Source organism: Butyricimonas sp. Marseille-P2440, from assembly GCF_900091675.1.
Taxonomy (GTDB): Bacteria; Bacteroidota; Bacteroidia; order Bacteroidales; family Marinifilaceae; genus Butyricimonas; species Butyricimonas synergistica.
On sequence record NZ_LT594606.1, the window covers coordinates 71,826 to 89,996 of the forward strand.

General features: G+C 45.9%; 16 protein-coding genes. 6 read left to right on the plus strand and 10 right to left on the minus strand.

The genetic code is table 11. From position 1 onward, the window contains the following. The first annotated feature begins 116 nt into the window (after nt 1-116). Nucleotides 117-776 carry an HAD family hydrolase gene (locus tag BN8899_RS00380; protein WP_316244984.1) on the plus strand — a complete coding sequence of 220 codons (660 nt, stop codon included), beginning with the start codon at nt 117-119 and terminating at the stop codon, nt 774-776. 51 nt (nt 777-827) lie between these two features. Here BN8899_RS00380 and rsxA read toward each other — a convergent pair whose 3' ends face one another. The 10 genes from rsxA to BN8899_RS00430 form a co-directional block, all read right to left on the minus strand. Then, entirely contained in the window at nt 828-1,403 is a 576-nt protein-coding gene (gene rsxA / locus BN8899_RS00385) for an electron transport complex subunit RsxA (protein WP_018338641.1), read from the minus strand. Between the two features lie 30 nt (nt 1,404-1,433). Then, nucleotides 1,434-2,021: an RnfABCDGE type electron transport complex subunit E gene (locus tag BN8899_RS00390; RefSeq protein WP_065217851.1), complete on the minus strand. Its 588-nt coding sequence runs from the start codon at nt 2,019-2,021 to the stop codon at nt 1,434-1,436. 21 nt (nt 2,022-2,042) lie between these two features. After that, a complete protein-coding gene (locus BN8899_RS00395) occupies nt 2,043-2,636 on the minus strand; it encodes an RnfABCDGE type electron transport complex subunit G (RefSeq protein ID WP_065217852.1) in 594 nt (197 codons plus the stop codon). Between the two features lie 23 nt (nt 2,637-2,659). Beyond that, nucleotides 2,660-3,637 carry an RnfABCDGE type electron transport complex subunit D gene (locus tag BN8899_RS00400; RefSeq protein ID WP_065217853.1) on the minus strand — a complete coding sequence of 326 codons (978 nt, stop codon included), beginning with the start codon at nt 3,635-3,637 and terminating at the stop codon, nt 2,660-2,662. 14 nt (nt 3,638-3,651) lie between these two features. Next, nucleotides 3,652-4,983: an electron transport complex subunit RsxC gene (rsxC, locus tag BN8899_RS00405; protein WP_065217854.1), complete on the minus strand. Its 1,332-nt coding sequence runs from the start codon at nt 4,981-4,983 to the stop codon at nt 3,652-3,654. Between the two features lie 85 nt (nt 4,984-5,068). Continuing rightward, nucleotides 5,069-5,944 carry a Fe-S cluster domain-containing protein gene (locus BN8899_RS00410; protein ID WP_065217855.1) on the minus strand — a complete coding sequence of 292 codons (876 nt, stop codon included), beginning with the start codon at nt 5,942-5,944 and terminating at the stop codon, nt 5,069-5,071. 66 nt (nt 5,945-6,010) lie between these two features. Then, a complete protein-coding gene (locus BN8899_RS00415) occupies nt 6,011-6,427 on the minus strand; it encodes a SoxR reducing system RseC family protein (RefSeq protein ID WP_065217856.1) in 417 nt (138 codons plus the stop codon). A 16-nt stretch (nt 6,428-6,443) separates the two neighbouring features. Continuing rightward, nucleotides 6,444-7,751, minus strand: coding sequence for a ribosome biogenesis GTPase Der (gene der / locus BN8899_RS00420; protein ID WP_026207701.1), 1,308 nt, complete (start codon nt 7,749-7,751; stop codon nt 6,444-6,446). Between the two features lie 70 nt (nt 7,752-7,821). Beyond that, entirely contained in the window at nt 7,822-8,706 is an 885-nt protein-coding gene (era, locus tag BN8899_RS00425) for a GTPase Era (RefSeq protein ID WP_065217857.1), read from the minus strand. Between the two features lie 356 nt (nt 8,707-9,062). Next, nucleotides 9,063-10,802: a hypothetical protein gene (locus BN8899_RS00430; RefSeq protein WP_065217858.1), complete on the minus strand. Its 1,740-nt coding sequence runs from the start codon at nt 10,800-10,802 to the stop codon at nt 9,063-9,065. A gap of 112 nt (nt 10,803-10,914) precedes the next feature. On the opposite strand from BN8899_RS00430, the gene BN8899_RS00435 reads away from it, so the two are divergent. The 5 genes from BN8899_RS00435 to BN8899_RS00455 all read left to right on the plus strand — a co-directional run bounded on the left by BN8899_RS00435 (nt 10,915) and on the right by BN8899_RS00455 (nt 18,162). Next, nucleotides 10,915-11,373 (plus strand): NanQ anomerase/TabA/YiaL family protein, encoded by a 459-nt coding sequence (locus BN8899_RS00435; protein ID WP_018338651.1) that lies wholly within the window; start codon nt 10,915-10,917, stop codon nt 11,371-11,373. Nucleotides 11,374-11,440: 67 nt separating this feature from the next. After that, complete coding sequence (locus BN8899_RS00440) at nt 11,441-12,589, plus strand: serine hydrolase domain-containing protein (protein WP_065217859.1); 1,149 nt, start codon at nt 11,441-11,443, stop codon at nt 12,587-12,589. A gap of 67 nt (nt 12,590-12,656) precedes the next feature. Next, complete coding sequence (locus tag BN8899_RS00445) at nt 12,657-13,217, plus strand: RNA polymerase sigma-70 factor (RefSeq protein ID WP_169503671.1); 561 nt, start codon at nt 12,657-12,659, stop codon at nt 13,215-13,217. Nucleotides 13,218-13,321: 104 nt separating this feature from the next. Further along, nucleotides 13,322-14,461, plus strand: a complete 1,140-nt coding sequence (locus BN8899_RS00450) for a FecR family protein (RefSeq protein ID WP_065217860.1) — start codon at nt 13,322-13,324, stop codon at nt 14,459-14,461. Nucleotides 14,462-14,595: 134 nt separating this feature from the next. Further along, nucleotides 14,596-18,162, plus strand: coding sequence for a SusC/RagA family TonB-linked outer membrane protein (locus BN8899_RS00455; protein ID WP_065217861.1), 3,567 nt, complete (start codon nt 14,596-14,598; stop codon nt 18,160-18,162). The last annotated feature ends 9 nt before the right edge of the window (nt 18,163-18,171 follow it).

The following is an 18,171-nucleotide window of genomic DNA, read 5'->3' on the forward strand; positions in this document are numbered from 1 at the left end:
CTTTATAAAGTTGTTCGCGTACAAAATTACCAAGTTATCCCTTACAGACCAAATAATTTGGTTTAGATTTACGGGAGGACTACTTTTTCGATATATTCGCGAATATTTTTAAGATTATGATGGGTAGAGAAAGACGATTGGTTGCATTATTTGATATGGATGGGGTGGTGCTTGATACGGAAGGGCAATACGACCTTTTTTGGATAGAACAAGGAAAGCGTTATCACCCCGGAATGTCTGATTTTTACAAGAAGATCAAAGGGATGACGACGGAGAAGATTTTGGAGGATTATTTCGGGGGTGATATGGATTTGCAGCAACAAATTTCTCGGGAATTGGACGAGTTCGAGAAGAAAATGAGTTATCCTTACGTGCCTGGGGTGGAGAATTTTATCCGGGTATTGTTGGATCATGGCGTGAGGATTGCTTTGGTGACTAGTTCCAATAACATGAAAATGTCATACGCTTTGAAGGCTCACCCGGAGTTTACCGGGTATTTCGAACGAATAATTACGGCGGATAAGGTCACGAAATCCAAACCGGATCCGGAATGTTTCTTGTTGGCAGCGAAAGAGTTGCAGATGGAAACGGATGTTTGTTGCGTTTTTGAAGATTCTTTTGCCGGTATTGAAGCCGGACGCAATGCCCGCATGAAAGTTGTCGGATTGGCTACCACGAACCCGGCAGAAAAAATTCAAGGAATGGTGGATTGGGTACTCCCGGATTTCACGGGATACACGTATGATGAATTTGAAGATTTATGGTTATTCAAATAAAAAACGGCAGTTTTCGGGCTGCCGTTTTTTATTTGAATAATCACATCATTTTTATTTTACGATTCCGGAGAATCCCATAAATGCCAGGGCTAATAATCCGGCTGTGACTAATGCGATAGGAGTGCCTTTCATGCCTTTCGGAATAGAGGTCAGTTCCAACTGTTCGCGGATACCGGCAAAGATAGTTAGGGCAAGCCCGAAACCGATAGCGGTAGAGGCAGCGAAAACCACGGATTCCAATAAATTATAGTTCTTTTGAATCACCATGATAGCAACACCCAATACAGCACAGTTTGTGGTGATCAGGGGAAGAAATACCCCTAGAGCCTGATAAAGTGACGGGCTCACTTTTTTCAAGATGATTTCCACCATTTGCACGAGAGCCGCGATAATTAGGATAAACACGATGGTCTGCATGAAGCCTATTTCGAAGGGATCCAGTATTGTTTTTTGCACGATAAAGGTTACCAGCGTGGCTAAAATCATCACGAAAGTCACGGCTCCCGTCATACCGAGTGCCGTGGGAACACTCTTGGAAACCCCGAGGAACGGGCAGATTCCCAAGAACTGTGCCAATACGATATTATTGACAAATACTGCGGCTATGAATATAAATATGTATTCCATAATAATTTACGATTTAAGATGGATGATTTTTTAATTGGTTTTTCTTATTCTGTTGATAAAGGCGATCAGGTAGCCTAGTGCGATGAAAGCCCCAGGGGCTAACACGAAAACGATCATCCCGTAGTTTTCACTGTACAGGGTGATGTTGAAAAGCTTTCCACTACCCAATATTTCACGAATACTGCCTAATATGGTTAATGCCATGGCGAATCCGAGCCCGATACCTAAACCGTCCAACATGGAAGGAATCGCCTTGTTCTTGGAGGCGAATGATTCGGCACGTCCCAACACGATACAGTTTACCACGATCAACGGGATGAATAATCCTAATGATTCGTGCAAGCTGGGCAGATAGGCTGCCATACACATGTCAACCACGGTAACGAATGCCGCGATGATAACGATAAAACCGGGGATACGGATTTTATCGGGGATAGAATTTGCCACGAGTGAAATAGCGAGATTGGATAACACGAGCACGAAAGCGGTAGCCAATCCCATTCCCAATCCGTTGATTGCCGAAGTCGTGACCCCTAGCGTGGGGCACATCCCGAGCAACAGTACAAAGGTCGGATTTTCTTTAAAGAACCCTTTGGTAAAGTTTTGCCAGTTGTTCATATCTTTATTTTTTCGATTGTTCTACTTTTGCTTGGAATCTTTGTCTAGCGCTCGGGCGGCACGGTTTACCGCGTCCAAGAAGGCTCGGGATGAAATGGTTGCTGCCGTGATAGCATCCACGTCACCCCCGTCTTTTGAAACCTGCAATCCTTTTGTTCCCGGGTTTTTACCGATAATGTTGCCTTTCGCGCCTTTCACGAACCAAGAATCCATTTTGGAACCCAATCCCGGTGTTTCCTTGTGACTCAACACGGAATAATTGTAAATCACGCCGTCCGGGGTGAAACCGACCATCAATTCTATTTTTCCACCAAACCCGTCGTTCGTGTAAGTTTTGATGGCGGTACCCACTAATTCTCCATTTTGTTTGGCAGGGTAAAACTCGACCGCTTCTTCGTTGTCAGAAGCTTTCACCATGTATTTGTCTGTCATCGGGTCATTATCGAAAGCCGGAACCACGGCACGTATTGCCTGTGTCTGTTTTTCGATTTGTACCTTTTCTATTAATCTTGCCGTGAGTGAGTTGACAACTCCTACGGCAGCGGAGGATATTAGTGTTACCAGAAATAACACCAGTACCATATTCTTAAAGCTCGATTCTAATTTCTTTCCCATCTGTTAAATCGTTAAATCGTCAATTATGCAAATCTCGCGGGTTTACAATATCTGTTGATTAGCGGCGTGAATCCGTTCATGATCAATATGGCAAATGACATTCCTTCCGGATAGGCTCCGAATACGCGGATAATCACGGTTAATAACCCGATACCTACACCGTAGATAATCATACCTTTATGCGTCATGGGGGATGTCACGTAATCCGTTGCCATAAAGATCGCTCCTAACATCATACCTCCCGTGAAAAGATGGAACAGGGGATCGGCAAAATGCACGGGATTTGCCAAATGCAATATGCCGGCAAACACGATAACCGTGGCGAAGATGGTCACGGGGATATGCCAAGTGATGATCTTGCGGATCAGCATATAGGCAAAACCGAGCAGAAGGCCGATGGCGGCAACTTCTCCCAAGCTACCTCCCATGTTACCGATAATCATGTTACTGGATGAAAGTCCGGTAGAAGCAAGTGCGTCTGTCACGGACTGCCCGTTTTTCACGGCTTCTTTCACAATCGCTAACGGGGTTGCTCCCGTCACCGCATCCACGGTGGAGAATCCATTAGGTACAGGCCATGAAGTCATTTGCACTGGGAACGAAATCAACAGGAATACACGTCCCACGAGTGCCGGGTTGAAGATATTGTTTCCTAATCCCCCGAAACTCATTTTACCGATACCGATAGCGACTAGTGCCCCGATAATCACGATCCACAAGGGAAGAGAGGAGGGGAGGTTAAATGCTAACAATACTCCCGTGATGATTGCCGAACCGTCCCAAACCGTGGGGCGTTGCTTCATCAGGTATTTTTGGATAATAAATTCAAAGATCAGACAGGCTACCACGGAGGTCAGCGTTACCAGTATGGCTCCTATCCCGAAAAACACGATAGAAAAGATGAAAGCGGGGATCAAGGCAATCAATACTCCGTACATATTTTTTTCTATCGAATCCCCGCTATGGATGTGAGGGGAGGGTGATATGGTGAAATTACTCATACTTTATAAATTATTTAATTTTTACGTGCACGTATCATTTGTCCTGTTCTGGCTTTACCCAAGCGAATCACGTCGAGTAACGGGCGATTTGCCGGACAGGTATAGCTACATGAACCACATTCGATGCAGTCCATCACTTTCTCGGCTTCCAGGGCTTCCAGTTTGTTGTGTTCCCCGAGAAGCATCAAATGATAAGGTTCCAGTCCCATCGGACACACGCTGACACATTTAGTGCAACGGATGCAATTGCGATATTCTTTTCGAGAGGATTCTTCCTGGCGCATGAGTAATACACCACTTGTCCCTTTCGTGATAGACACGTTGGTTGTCGTCAAGGCTTTCCCCATCATCGGACCTCCGCCGATCACTTTTCCCGTGTCCTCGGGGAGTCCTCCAGCTGCCTCAATCAATTGAGCAAGTGGGGTCCCGATGCGGCAAAGGTAATTACCCGGTTCTTTCAGTGATTTCCCGGTTACGGTAACCACCCGCTCGAACAGAGGTTTGCGTTTCATGACAGCCTCGTAGACGGCATATACTGTCCCGACATTCTGGACGACAGCTCCCACGGCGATGGGAAGTGCCCCGGAGGGAACAAATTTTCCCGTGGTGGCTTGTATTAATTGTTTTTCACCTCCTTGCGGGTATTGTATTTTTAACGGGCAGATTTCAATGCCGTCAGCTAGTTTCGCGTGTTTCCCGAGTTCCTCGATTGCGTCTTTCTTGTTGTTCTCGATACCCACGATGGTACGTTTCACCCCGAGGGCTTTCATCAGTAACTCGATTCCGGCGATAAGTTCTTTCCCGTGTTCCAGCATTAGGCGATGGTCTGCCGTGAGGTACGGTTCACACTCGACTCCGTTGATGATTAGTACTTCTGCGGTACTTCCGGGAGGCGGGGATAGTTTCACGTGTGTGGGGAAGGTGGCACCACCCATACCTACGATACCGGCGGCGTTGATTGCCGCTATGATTTCTTCTTTCGTGAATGTGTTGGGATGTTGAGAGAGAGGTTCTTTCAATATTTTCTCGTCCCATTCATCCCCTTCAACTTTTATCGTGATGGCAGGTCGGGGATAACCGCTTGCATCAATCACGGGATCGACACTCGTGACGGTTCCAGACACGGAACTGTGAATGTTGGCAGAGATAAATCCTGCCGCCTGACCGATAAGTTGTCCTACTTTTACTGTATCACCTTTTTTCACCGTGGGTGCGGCAGGTGCCCCGATATGTTGAGATAATGGAATAATAACTTGTTCGGGGAGGGGAAGCGTGATGATTTCCCCTTGTGCTGATAATTTATTTTCGGGTGGATGTACACCCCCTATTTTAAATGTCTTTAGCACGGCGTATTAATTTTAGATTTACGATTTTAAATTTAAGATCTTATGGATTCAGTGATTTATAATCACATAATCATTGAATCGACAATCACTGAATGGATTCGTCGTTTTTCGCTTCCGTGGTTGCCGGTTCCGTGATCTTTCGCGGCGGGAAGTTTACCTCGTGGATAGCGTGTGTCGGGCATACGCTCACACACTTGCGGCAAAGTTTGCACTTGCGGAAATCGATGTAGGCCAAGTTGTTTTCCAGGGTGATAGCCTCGAATGGACATTCTTTGACGCATTTTCCACAACCGATGCAAGCGACTGTACAAGCCTTGCGGGCGATATTCCCCTTGTCCTTGTTCACGCAGCACACGAAAACACGGCGGTCTTTCGGACCTTTGTTCCGCAATTCGATGATGTTTCTCGGGCAGGCTTTCACGCAGGCACCGCAGGCAACACATTTCTCGTCGGAAACGACGGGCAGACCGTTGGCATCCATGTGTATGGCATCGAATGCGCAAACGTTGACGCAATCGCCGCAACCAAGACATCCGTAAGTACAATCCGTTTCACCCCGGTAGAGGGAATGCTCGATCGCACATGAACGGTACCCGTCGTAGGTACTCGTGCGTTGACGATGGTCACAAGTGCCGTTACATCTCACGACCGCTATCTGCGGTGTTTGTGCCGATACTTCCATACCTAGCGCGGAGGCGACTTTCGCCATAGTTTCCGCTCCTCCCACCGGACAAAACAGTCCATCCAATGAAGTGGCTTTTACCGTGGCTTCCGCGAAACCCCTACACCCGGGTTTGCCGCATCCCCCGCAATTTGCCCCAGGCAGAATGCTTTCCACGATATCAATTCTCGGGTCTTCCTCGACCTTGAACTTTTGCGCGACAAAATAAAGAATCACTGCCGATGCGATCCCTATGGCGCATAAAAAAATGATGGTGTAAATAATGGTAGTAGTCATCATAAGGTGTTTGTTTTGTCTCCTCTAGTTCTGTTATAACGCCCGTAAAGTTATTATTTTTTTTCTAGGTTATGCTATTTTAACCTTAAATTTTATTTTCCGGGCAAAGCTATTTCTGCAAAAATACAGTATGGTAAAGTAAACTGCGACGGCTAGGAGAACAAGAGAGGCGGCAACGATTTCACTCGTCCCCCATAAAGTTAGCAGGGCGAGTAACGCGATAATCAAGACAGAGGGAAGAATATAGGCGAAAACGACTGATAACGTGGCGTTCCGGGTGCTGGCGGTGACGATGACTTTATCACCGACAGCCACGGGAATGTCAGGTCGTTCCGCCGTGATATTTTTTTGCACGACTTCCGATAGACCACAAGCGCTTTTGGAATGGCAGGATGCACACGCCGATTGATTCTGTATTGCCACGATGATAGAGGATTCCTCTACTTTTATAACAATCCCGTCGTGTTCTATCGTGTCTTTTGCCATCTCTGCCTTCCCTTTCTTATTTTTTACGCATAAACACGTTGATCGGAACCCCGGTGAAATTCCAGTGCTCCCGGATTTTGTTTTCCAGGAAACGCTTGTACGGGTCTTTCACGTATTGCGGTAAGTTGCAGTAGAATGCGAAAGACGGCGTCTTCGTGGGTAATTGCGTTACGTATTTAATGCGGATATATTTTCCTTTTAAACTTGGCGGGGGATAGTTTTCTATCTCTTCCAGCATAATCCGGTTCAATTCCGAGGTCTTGAGTTTCTGTTTCCGGCTTTCGTAAGTTGCTATGGCGGCTTCCAGTGCTTTCAGCAAGCGCTGTTTCGTGAGGGCGGAGGTGAAAATGATCTCCACGTCGTTGAAAGGAGCCATTTTAGCCCGCAGGTCTTTCTCGAAATTGATAGTGGTCTTGTTGTCCTTCTCGATTAAGTCCCACTTGTTCACTAGAACCACGATTCCTTTCTGGTTACGCTCGATCAGGTGAAATATGGTCAAGTCCTGGGCTTCCATGCCCCGGGTGGCATCAATCAATAGCATACACACGTCGCAATCCTCGATGGCACGTACGGAACGCATCACGGAATAGAATTCCACGTCCTCGTTTACTTTGGCTTTCTTGCGCAGTCCGGCTGTATCTACGAGCAGGAAGTCGTGCCCGAAGCGGTTGTAACGGGTGGTCAACGTGTCGCGTGTTGTTCCCGCTATTTCGGTAACGATATTTCGCTCTTCCCCGATCAGGGCGTTGATCGTGGAGGATTTTCCCACGTTGGGGCGTCCCACGATAGCAATTTTCGGCAGCTCGTCTTCTTCTTCCAGCGGTTCGTCGGTAAAGTGGGATACCAGTTTATCAAGCAATTCTCCCGTTCCCGATCCGTTGATGGATGAGATGGGAAATATTTCTTCCCCGACACCTAGTTTGTAGAATTCGTGAACGTCGTAAAGTCGTTCACCGTTATCCACTTTGTTGGCAACAAGGTAGATTGGTTTCGTTACTTTCCGCAACATGCGGGCGAAACTATAATCCAGGTCGGTGATGCCTAGTTCCACGTCGCACACGAACAGGATCACGTCCGCTTCGTCCATGGCTAGTAGCACCTGTTTGTTGATTTCTTCCTCGAAAATATCAGAACTGTTGGAAACGTACCCTCCCGTGTCGATAACGGAAAAGTCTTTTCCGTTCCACACTGATTTACCGTAGTTCCGGTCACGGGTCACACCGCTTTCCTCGTTCACGATGGCTACACGTCCACCGACCAAGCGATTGAAAAGTGTTGATTTTCCCACGTTGGGGCGTCCTACTATGGCAACAATATTACTCATCTTATGAATTGAAAATTGAAAATTGAAAATTGAAAATGATGATTTGCAATCTCAATTTTAGTTATTAATGTTATAATTGTTTGTAACCGAAGCGTTTCAAGTCATTTTCCTTGTTGCGCCAGTCTTTCAGGACTTTGACGTACAGGTTGAGGAAAACTTTTTTACTGAAAAAAGCTTCGATGTCGGCACGGGCTTCCGTTCCGACTTTTTTCAAGGCAGTGCCTTGGTGCCCGATGATGATGCCTTTTTGGGAATCGCGTTCGACGTTGATAACCGCCATGATGTTGATTCGTTTGGCATCTTCTTTGAATTCTTCGATGACCACCTCTACGGAGTAAGGAATTTCTTTGTCATAGTTCAACAAAATCTTTTCCCGGATAATTTCCGTCACGAAGAAACGGGCGGGCATATCCGTCATTTCTTCCTTGTCAAAGTAAGGTTCCCCGACGGGAAGCAATTCCAGAATCCGTTTGTACAGGTTGTCAACGTTGAAGTTCTCGGTTGCCGAGATTGGAAATATCTCCGCTTGCGGAATGATTTCCTTCCATTTCGTGAATAGTGCATCCAGCTTATCCGGCGTGGTCAGATCGATTTTGTTCAATACCAACAGGATGGGAACTTCGCTTTTCTTTACCTTCTCGATAAAGTCGGCATTCTTCTCGAAATTCTCCACCACGTCAGTAACGTAGAGGATGATGTCCGCATCGATGATGGCAGTCTTCGAGAAGTCCAGCATATATTCCTGCATCTTGTAACTTGGCTTCACGACTCCCGGGGTGTCTGAAAACACGATTTGAAAATCCTCTCCGTTCACGATACCTTTGATGCGGTGGCGTGTGGTTTGGGATTTAGACGTGATAATCGATAATTTTTCCCCGACTAATCGATTCATCAAGGTGGATTTTCCCACGTTGGGATTTCCTAAAATATTGACAAAACCTGCTTTATGCTCCATGTACTCAAAAATTTATTGGGTACAAAAGTACAATTAAAAATTGGATTTGAGAAATCAACTCTTATCAATCTCCAATCTATCCTCTATCGGGATAGATTTAGGATAGCCTTTTGTTTGCAATTAGAAAAAAATTGTTATAAATCAACTTGCAGGTATGTTTATTATTGACTTCCGACAGGGGTAGTTCCTCTCCGTTATCTCGGCTTTATCTTTTTAGGAAATGGAACAAGAAAAGTTATTTATGCTATATGACTCGCTTGGCTGGACGAGCAGATTGAAAAATGGTAATACCCCGCCGTTTGCACGTGGCGGGGTAAATGCTTGTATCTGCGGTATGACCGGGATTGGTGGAATTGTTACTTGTATATGTATTCTATCTTTTCCGAGTTGGCGGGATTTTGCGGGTCGGTTTTGACAATCCATGCTCCCGTGTTGTCGTACTCGTACTTGTAACGAGGATCGGTCTGGTTGCCGAATTCATCGTAATGGATGGTCGTGTTGCCCGTGATCTTCTCGTTTTGCAGGTTTTCTTTCTCGTAGGATATGGCGGTGAGGTAACCGTAAGGGTTGTAACCGTAGCGCGACGTTTGTTTTGTGATCGGGTTATGGATGTCCGGTTTCAGGTTTATTTTGATTTCTTGCATCAGGCGTCCTTTGTTGTCATATGTCAGATCGGTCTGGGCGTATATTTGCCCGTTGGCGTATTCTTGTATTTGAATGATTTGTCCTTCGTTGTTATAGGTTTCTATACGGTTCCTGTCGTTATGCCATTTCGTGTTTTTCATGCTGATATGCCCTTGTATGTTGTACTGGCAATTGACTTGGCACAGGATGTTCTTGGAAAGGGAATCCACTGTTTCCTCCTCGAAGCATTTGCCGAGGTCGTTGTATTTGAAGGTCGTGACGACCGTGGACAGGGTGGAATCTTTTACCCGTGTCGTGGTGACGGATTCCAATAAATAGCCGTGATCATTGTATTTATAGCAAACATTGGTAGTGGTATCTCCCGTCACGAGGGTTTCACAAGTGATTTTGTTGCCCCTGTGATATTTCGTGCACGAGGGGGTAGACCATATCATGGAGTCCACGAATTGTTCTCTTAACTGGTATGCCTTGTCCCTGAATGGCTTGTACTTGTGGTTTTGCAGGTATTTTTTCACGAGAGGGAGTCGTGCGGACGAGTCAATTTGGGCGATCAGGATCACGAGATCGACGCTGTCATTCGTGTATTCTACTTCCGGCAGGAAGTTTCTCGGGCAGCCGCTGAGATACGGGCAGTTCAGGTAGGCGTTGATGGCAGTTTTCATTTCTTCCGGGTTGTGGGCGTTCTTGATTTCGCCGTGCAAATGTATGTCGTACATTTTTTCCACGTCTGCTTTATAGGGACGAGGTTCTTTCGTGCCCGAGTAGAATGTTTTCAGCACGGGGTTGTTGAAGAAAGCCAGTATGCTCGAGTCGGTGGTACAAGTACAAGCACCGTCGTAAAGTAGTTTGTTGTAAATGGTGGCTACTGCGGGATAGTTGTACAAGGTGTCGAAATCCGTGAAGTAGGTTTCGCATTTGCCCAAGGTCGGTTGTGATTTCAGATCGGCGAATTGTACCTTTTCTTTCAGTACGATGATCGAGTTGAATATTTTCGGGGTTATCGCGTATTTGTATTTTGCCAGCAGACCGAGCAAGGTGCGCGAATCTTTCAGTTGAGAGTCGGAATACGCCAGAATGGCGTAGATCGTGGAGTCGGCTTTCCAAACGAAAGTTTCGTAGTTCAGCCCAGCATCCCGGCAGATGGAACGGACACGAGCCCCGTCGTCCTGTTGATTTTCTTCCATGCTGGTTTTCAAGTAAGGTTCGACAGCCCCGAGGCTAGAGTCGAAAAGAAGTGTTTCCAGAGCATCGGCAAGAGCGATTTCATGTTTATACGTTTCGGCACTCTTGAGGTCAATCCTCTCTTTTACCCTTGCGTATTTATCCCGTTCCACTCTTGCGATGTGCTCGTATAGTTTTTCAATCCTGTTTTGCTTCTGCGCGAAAAGGTCGTTGGTGAAGCCCCCCGTGAAAAGCGTACAAATGATAATCGTTGGTAATAATTTTTTCATATCGTTCTCAAATTTAGCGTAGTATCTACGTAAAAATAGGGATAAAGTTCGATGTGGATAACAGTTTTAGCTATAATTATCTATCTTTGTTAGGTAATTTTAAATACGAGTTATGATTATTGATGTGATTGGCAATACGGAAAAAATAGAAGGATTAAATCCTTGGTTTAAAGTTGTTTTTGAGTATATAAGAACGCATGATCTCGTGAATATGCCCGTGGGGAGGATCGATGTGGCGGGGGATGATGCTTATATCAAGATCGAGGATGCCCGGGGACGAAGTGTCGGGGAGGCTGTGTATGAACGGCATGATAAATATATCGATATTCAGATGCCTCTGTCCGGGCAGGAATCTTACGGGTGGAAGGCAAAAAGCCGGTTGGGCGAGGAGTCTGCTCCCTATAACAAAGAGGGAGATTATACGTTTTATAAAGATCGGGTGGAGGATGTATTATTTACGCTTTCTCCCGGTGAATTCGTGATCTTCTTCCCGGAGGATGCCCACGCGCCTTGTATTGGCGAGGGAGTAATCCGGAAGATGGTGGCGAAAGTGAAAAATTCTGTAATTTAGTGATTTTCGATTGTCGATTTATGATTGGCTGTCGTGAACCTAGGAGAAAATTATAAATTGAGTTATTATGAAGAAATGGCATAAAATTGTATTGGGGATCGTGGCGGTTTTGGTGATCGCTTATTTTTGTTTGCCTTACTATGCCCGGCAGGCTCTGTTGTACTGGTATCCTTCCATTGACGATTTGTCGATGTTTGACAGGCACACGGTGCGGAAAGCCGATTCTACCTGGAATTGGGCTCAGGCAAGGGATTACAATACTTACGAGATGAGTTCGGAGGATGATGCTTACCTGGATGATTTTCGCACGGTGTCGTTTCTCGTGATTCAGAATGACAGTATCGTGTACGAGGAATATCGTTCCGGGTGGAATGACACAAAGACATCGAATATATTTTCTTCGACGAAGAGTATCGTGGGGTTGTTGGTCGGGGCGGCTTATGACGAGGGGAAGATCGAGAGTTTGGACGATCCCGTGTGGAAATATGTTCCCGAGTTCAAGGAGGGGGAGAAGAAGAAGATCACGATTCGCGATTTGTTGACAATGAGTGGCGGGTTGAACTGGGACGAGGCTTATGCTTCCTTGTTTTCCGTGACGACACACGGGTATTACGGGAATGATTTGTACGAGTTGGTAACCGGGTTGGACGTGATCGAGGAGCCGGGAAAGCGGTTCTCTTACCGGAGTGGCGACACGCAGATATTGGCGTTTGTTGTGGAGAAGGCGACGGGGAAGACGATCAGCGATTACGCGGAGGAGAAGCTGTGGCGACCGATGCAGGCGGGGCAGGATGCTTACTGGTTGCTGGATAAGAAGGACGGGGACGAGAAATCGTTCTGTTGTTTCCATACCACCGCCCGTGAGGTGGCTCGCTTTGCCCGCCTGATGTTGCATCACGGCAATTGGAACGGGAAGCAATTGATCTCGGAAGAGTATATCAACGAGGCTATGAGTCCGGCGAGATACCTGAAAGACGAGTGGGGCAAGGATTCCCTGGATTATTACGGTTTCCAGATTTGGATTATGAATTATCACGGTCAGCGTAACCCGTATTTCCGGGGAATGCTGGGACAGTATATTATTGCCATACCGGAACGGAACGCTATTATTGTCCGGCTGGGACATAAAAAAGATGAAAAACGTATTCGGGAAACTACCCGTGACGTGTACCGCTATATGGATATCGGGATGAAGATTTTGGATAATAGACAATAGAGTGTTTTGTAGATTTTAAAAGAAAAATCTATATTTGTATATTCAACAAGGGTTGATTTACATGGATATGGATGAAATACGTTCAGATGAAATCTTCGAGGCTATAAAGCGGAGGGAGCATGGTGTCTTTAAGCAACTTTTTGAAACTTATTTCAAGAAGATGACGCTTTTTGCCGAATATTTTCTTCTGGACAGGGATGAGGCGGAGGATATTGCGCAGGAGATTTTCGTGGATTTGTGGAATAATGCACCGACGCTTCCGGGAATTGCAAATTTGAAGTCTTATCTTTTCGTGCAAGTCCGGAATAAATGTTTGAATCGGTTGAAGCATCTTCACGTGGAAGACCATTATAAGCAATGGTTAGCGGAAGCACAAGCATATGCGGAGATCCCGGAGGTGGAGATTGACCCGGAATTGTTGCAGCGGGTGTATGAGGTGATCGAGGAGTTGCCCGATCAATCCCGCCTTGTTTTTAAAAGTTGTGTGTTGGAAGGGAAAAAGTATAAGGACGTGGCGGAAGAAATGGGAATTTCAGTCAACACGGTGAATACCCAGATGAAACGGGCGTATAAATATATTCGAACCCGTTTGGGAGTTTCTTTTTTGATTATTCTTGCTGTTGTCTAGGTCGGATAATCAGTGTTTTACAAAAAAAATAAAAATTCTTCGGATTTTTGTCACTGTGTTTTTCCTTGAAGTTGTCTTATATATGATTACAGCAAATAAATGCTATGCAAAAAATAGATTGGTACATATTGAAACGATCGATAAAAGGCGATTTGACGGACGAGGAAAAGCAGACTCTAGGTGTTTGGCTGAATGAATCGGAGGAGAATAGAGGCTATTATCGGAAAATGCAGAGTTTCTTTGCCTACGGAGAGGAGGATAAAGAGATTGATGTTTTGAAGAATTTCAGGCAATTTGAACGGAAAACATATGGTAAACGGCGACGTTTGATTTTTGGTGTATTAAAATATGCTGCTGTGCTGGTTGTGTTGGTCGGGAGTGTTGTCCTGTGGCGAGGATTGGGTACTGATTCCCGGGAAACGGGTACGAGACAATTCGCTTTAGCACCGGGTATGGAGAAAGCTATATTATACACGGGGACGGGAGAGCGGATTGTGCTGGAAGCACAAGTGAGGAGAAATATCGTGGTTGCCGATAGTTTCCGGGTACAGCAAGATAGCAACGTGTTGAATTATGCAGCGATGAATGCGGAAGGAAAGGTCATCAACGAAATGCACATGATGCGGGTGCCCCGGGGCGGAGAGTTCTCCATGAAGTTGAGTGACGGTACGATGGTGTACCTCAACGCGGAAACCGACTTGCGTTATCCCGTGCAGTTTAACGATGACGAAAGACGTGTAGTTCTCATGGGCGAGGCGTATTTCGACGTGACGAAGTCGGGTAAGCCGTTTGTCGTAGAAGTAAACGGATTCGAGGTGAGGGTGTTGGGTACTCGTTTTAATGTGCATGCTTACAAGGGAGAAACTCGTTTTGAAACGACCTTGGAGCAGGGAAGCGTGGAAGTAAAGACCAAAGATCATTTTTTGCTTCTGGAACCGGGAGAACAAGCGGTGTTGACCGACGAGGGTAGATTAAGCAAGCAGAAAGTAGATGTCCATCGCTACACGGCATGGAAGGATGGGCATTTTGTCTTTGATGACGAGCGGCTGGAAGACGTGATGAACACGGTAGCCCGGTGGTATGATATAAAAGTGTTCTATCATAACCAGGACGTGAAAGATGTTCGAATAAACGGGAATATTAGCCGGTACAGGGATTTTTCCGTGTTATTGGAGAAAATAGAAAAATTGGATGTGGCACAATTTGAAATAAAAGAGAATACAATCATAGTGAAAAGTAGATAAAAGGAAGAGGAGTGTCCCCACACTCCCCGTTCCTGATTACAAAATTAGTCTTATTCAAACACTACAAAGTTATGACAAAAAAATGGAAAGATGACTTTCTCTACCCGAGAAAGTGTACTCAAATTATGCGATTTATGAAAATTTATGTATTACTGATGGTGGTGGGTATGCTTTACGCGTATGGAAGTGTACATTCACAGAATCTGACACTTAAGGTGAAAGATGTCACGTTAAAGGAGGTTTTTAAAGAGATCGAGAAAAGCTCGGAGTATCGCTTCTTGTTTAAATCGGACGATGTGGCGAACGTCAAGGGATTGACGCTGTCTGTTTCTATGGCTGACATTGACGAGGTGTTGGCATTGTGCCTGAAAGGGACGAACTTGGTGTACGAGAAAGATGGTTCTTTAATCATAGTAAAGCGAGGAACAGACGAGGAGAAACCCCAGAAAAGACTGATAAAAGGAAAGATATTGGATGAAAACGGGGCAACTCTACCCGGGGCAACGATCGTGTTGAAAGGTACGGCTTTGGGGGGAGTGGCTAACGTGAAGGGTGAGTTTGCTCTTGAGATTCCTTACCGGGATTCCGTCGTGTTGTTGATTACTTTCGTGGGGTACGAGATGCAAGAGGTCGCTTTAGGCAAAGAGGATAATAAGGAGTTGGTTATCCGTTTGAAACCGGATGTGACGGAAATCGAGGAAGTGGTGATCACGGGATACGGGAAAGTGGATAAGCGATTGTCCGCCAGTGCGACCACTACGATAAAGATGGATGACATCCGTATTCCGAACGTGGCTTCGGTTGATGCAATGTTGCAGGGACGTGTGCCGGGATTGATGGTGATGACAAGTTCCGGTAGTCCGAACGCGACGCCTCGCATGAGAATCCGTGGTTCTTCCACTATTCATGGGAATGCTGCCCCGGTATGGGTGGTCGACGGAATTATCCAGGAAGATCCGGTAGAATTGTCTAACGACGAGATCAATAACGTGATCGCCGGTACGGATGCCACGTTGCGGGGACAATTGAACGATAACGCTAGTTTCAGTTTGCTGGGAAACGCTATTTCCGGTTTGAACCCGAGCGATATTGAAACGATGACATTCTTGAAGGATGCTTCCGCCACGGCTATTTACGGAACACGTGCGGCGAACGGGGTAATCGTGGTTACAACTAAAAAAGGACGGGTAGGTAAGCCTTCGGTTAATTTTTCTTCTTCTTTTGGTTTCACGGCTCGCCCGAGATACGAGGATTATAAATTGATGAATTCCAAAGAGCGGGTCGGGGTTTCCCGGGAAGTGGCGGAGAGTGGCTATCTGTATTCGGTAATGCCTTTTTCTACCGGTTACGAGGGGGCGTTGTTTGACTACTATGACGGAAAGATCACTAAAAGTGAATTTGATGCACGTGTGGCTTCACTGGAAACGATGAATACGGACTGGTTCAAAATCTTGTTTCGGAATGCTTTCAATCAGGATTACGCTTTGAGTGTATCCGGGGGAACGGAAAATACCCGTTATTATCTTTCTGTCGGTTTTAATGATAGCAAGGGAAGTACCAAGGGCGACGATTTGCGGCGGTATAACGTGAACATGAATATCAATACTAAAATTGGTCGTTTCGTGGATGTCGAGGGGAAGTTGAGTTTTTCAGACCGGAAATCGGATGGTTTTTACATGGTGAATCCTTTGGATTACGCTTTGAAAGCCTCCCGGGCGATCAGTAAAGACGAGTTTTACACGACACAGTTGACAACGGTAGCGGGAATATCATCCAATTTCCCGTTGACCTATAATATTCTGAACGAGATCAAGCATACAGGCAACGAGGCAAAGGTTCGCCAAACGAACGCGAGCGTGGGTATCAATGCCAAGATTTTACCCGAGTTGACTTTGAATACACTTTTCGGGGTGACTTATGCCAATACCTTGAACTCGAAGTGGGCGGGTGAACGTTCAAATTATATTACTCAGATTCGAGGATATGATTACGGGAGTGTGGCGCCGAATAGTGCGGAGGAGAAGGCTTCCCGCTTGCCCAAGGGTGGTATTTTGATCTACGAGAACAAGAATAACACGACATTCACGGCTCGGGCTTCCATGAATTATAACAAAGTATTTTCCGAGGATCACGTGATTAATGCCATGTTGGGGTACGAGATTCGTTCTATCAAGTATGACGGTTTCAACACGACGGAATGGGGTTATTTCCCGGATCGGGGATTGGGTATCAGCTACGAGTACGACACGGGGACTTCCGGAAGTACATCATTAACCGGTAATTCTTCACTGGAAAAACACACGTCGAAGTTGACGAATACGGTATCTAACACGGTGTCGGGGTATGCGACTTTGGTGTATGCTTTCAAGAATCGCTACGTGCTGAATGCCAATATCCGTATGGATGCTTCCAATCGTTTCGGGCAATACACGAACAACAAGGCTCTGCCCGTGTGGAGCTTGGCGGGACGTTGGAGCGTATCGGAGGAACCCTGGTTCCGGCAGTTGGGCGAACAGGCGGAATTGAGTTTGCGCGCTTCTTTCGGTCGTCAGGGAAACGTGCCGTCTTCCGTGGGACCGAATTTGGTGGTAAAGTACCCGCAGACGGTAATCAATCGTTGGTCTGGAGAGTACGTGTTGAATATTAGTCGTTTGCCTTACCCGAATCTGCGTTGGGAGAAAACGAACACAATCAACTTGGGATTGGATTTCTCTTTCTTGAAAGGACGTATCAGCGGTACGGTGGATTATTATTACAAGAAAGGAAACGATATTATATTTAGCTTGGATGTGCCTGCCGAGTTTGGTGTGGCTAAGACTTATAAAAACGGGGCGGATATCAAAAATACCGGTTTCGAGTTGGCGTTGACTTTCGTGCCCGTGCGGACAAAGGATATCACGTGGACAATATCCCCGATATATTCAAAGAATAGTAACAACGTGGACAATACCGGAAAGAGTGAATACACGTACTTGGACTATTTGGCAGGAAATGCTTTCGAGAGCGGTAAGCCGGTGAATGCCATTTATTCGTGGAAATTCACGGGATTAGACCCGCAATACGGTTATGCTACTTTCGCGAATACTTCGCGAGTACAAAGTGAGGTGGTGAAAATGGATGACCCGAAAGAATATTTGGTGTATTCCGGTCAGAAAGATCCGAAGATCAGCGGAGGTTTTACTACTAGCTTGCGGTACAAAAACTTGACGTTGAATGCGAATTTCGCTTATAGTTTCGGAAACGTGAAACGTTTGAATTTCTTGTATGATGGCAAGTTCATGATGCCGTCGCCGCAGGATAATCTGCATTCCGATTTGCTGAAGCGTTGGAAAAAACCGGGTGACGAGGCGAAGACTAATATTCCGGGATTCGTGCTTGATGGTACCAGCGAGTATAATTTATACGTGCCGATTCCGTCAACCGTATCGTTGAATTCTTATGATATGTACAATTACTCGGATATCCGGGTTGTTAAGGGTGATTTCTTGAGATGTCGTAATTTGTCGTTATCTTACGTGGTCCCCCCGAAGTTTATTCAGGATTTGGGTTTATCCTCGGCGTCCTGCACGTTCAACGTGACGAACCCGTTGACGATTTGCAGCAGCAAGTTCCGCGGACAGGATCCGGAACAGGAAGGAACGGGAGGTACGGCACTACCGATAATCCAGACTTACACGTTTTCTTTAAACATCAGTTTTTAATCTTTCAAA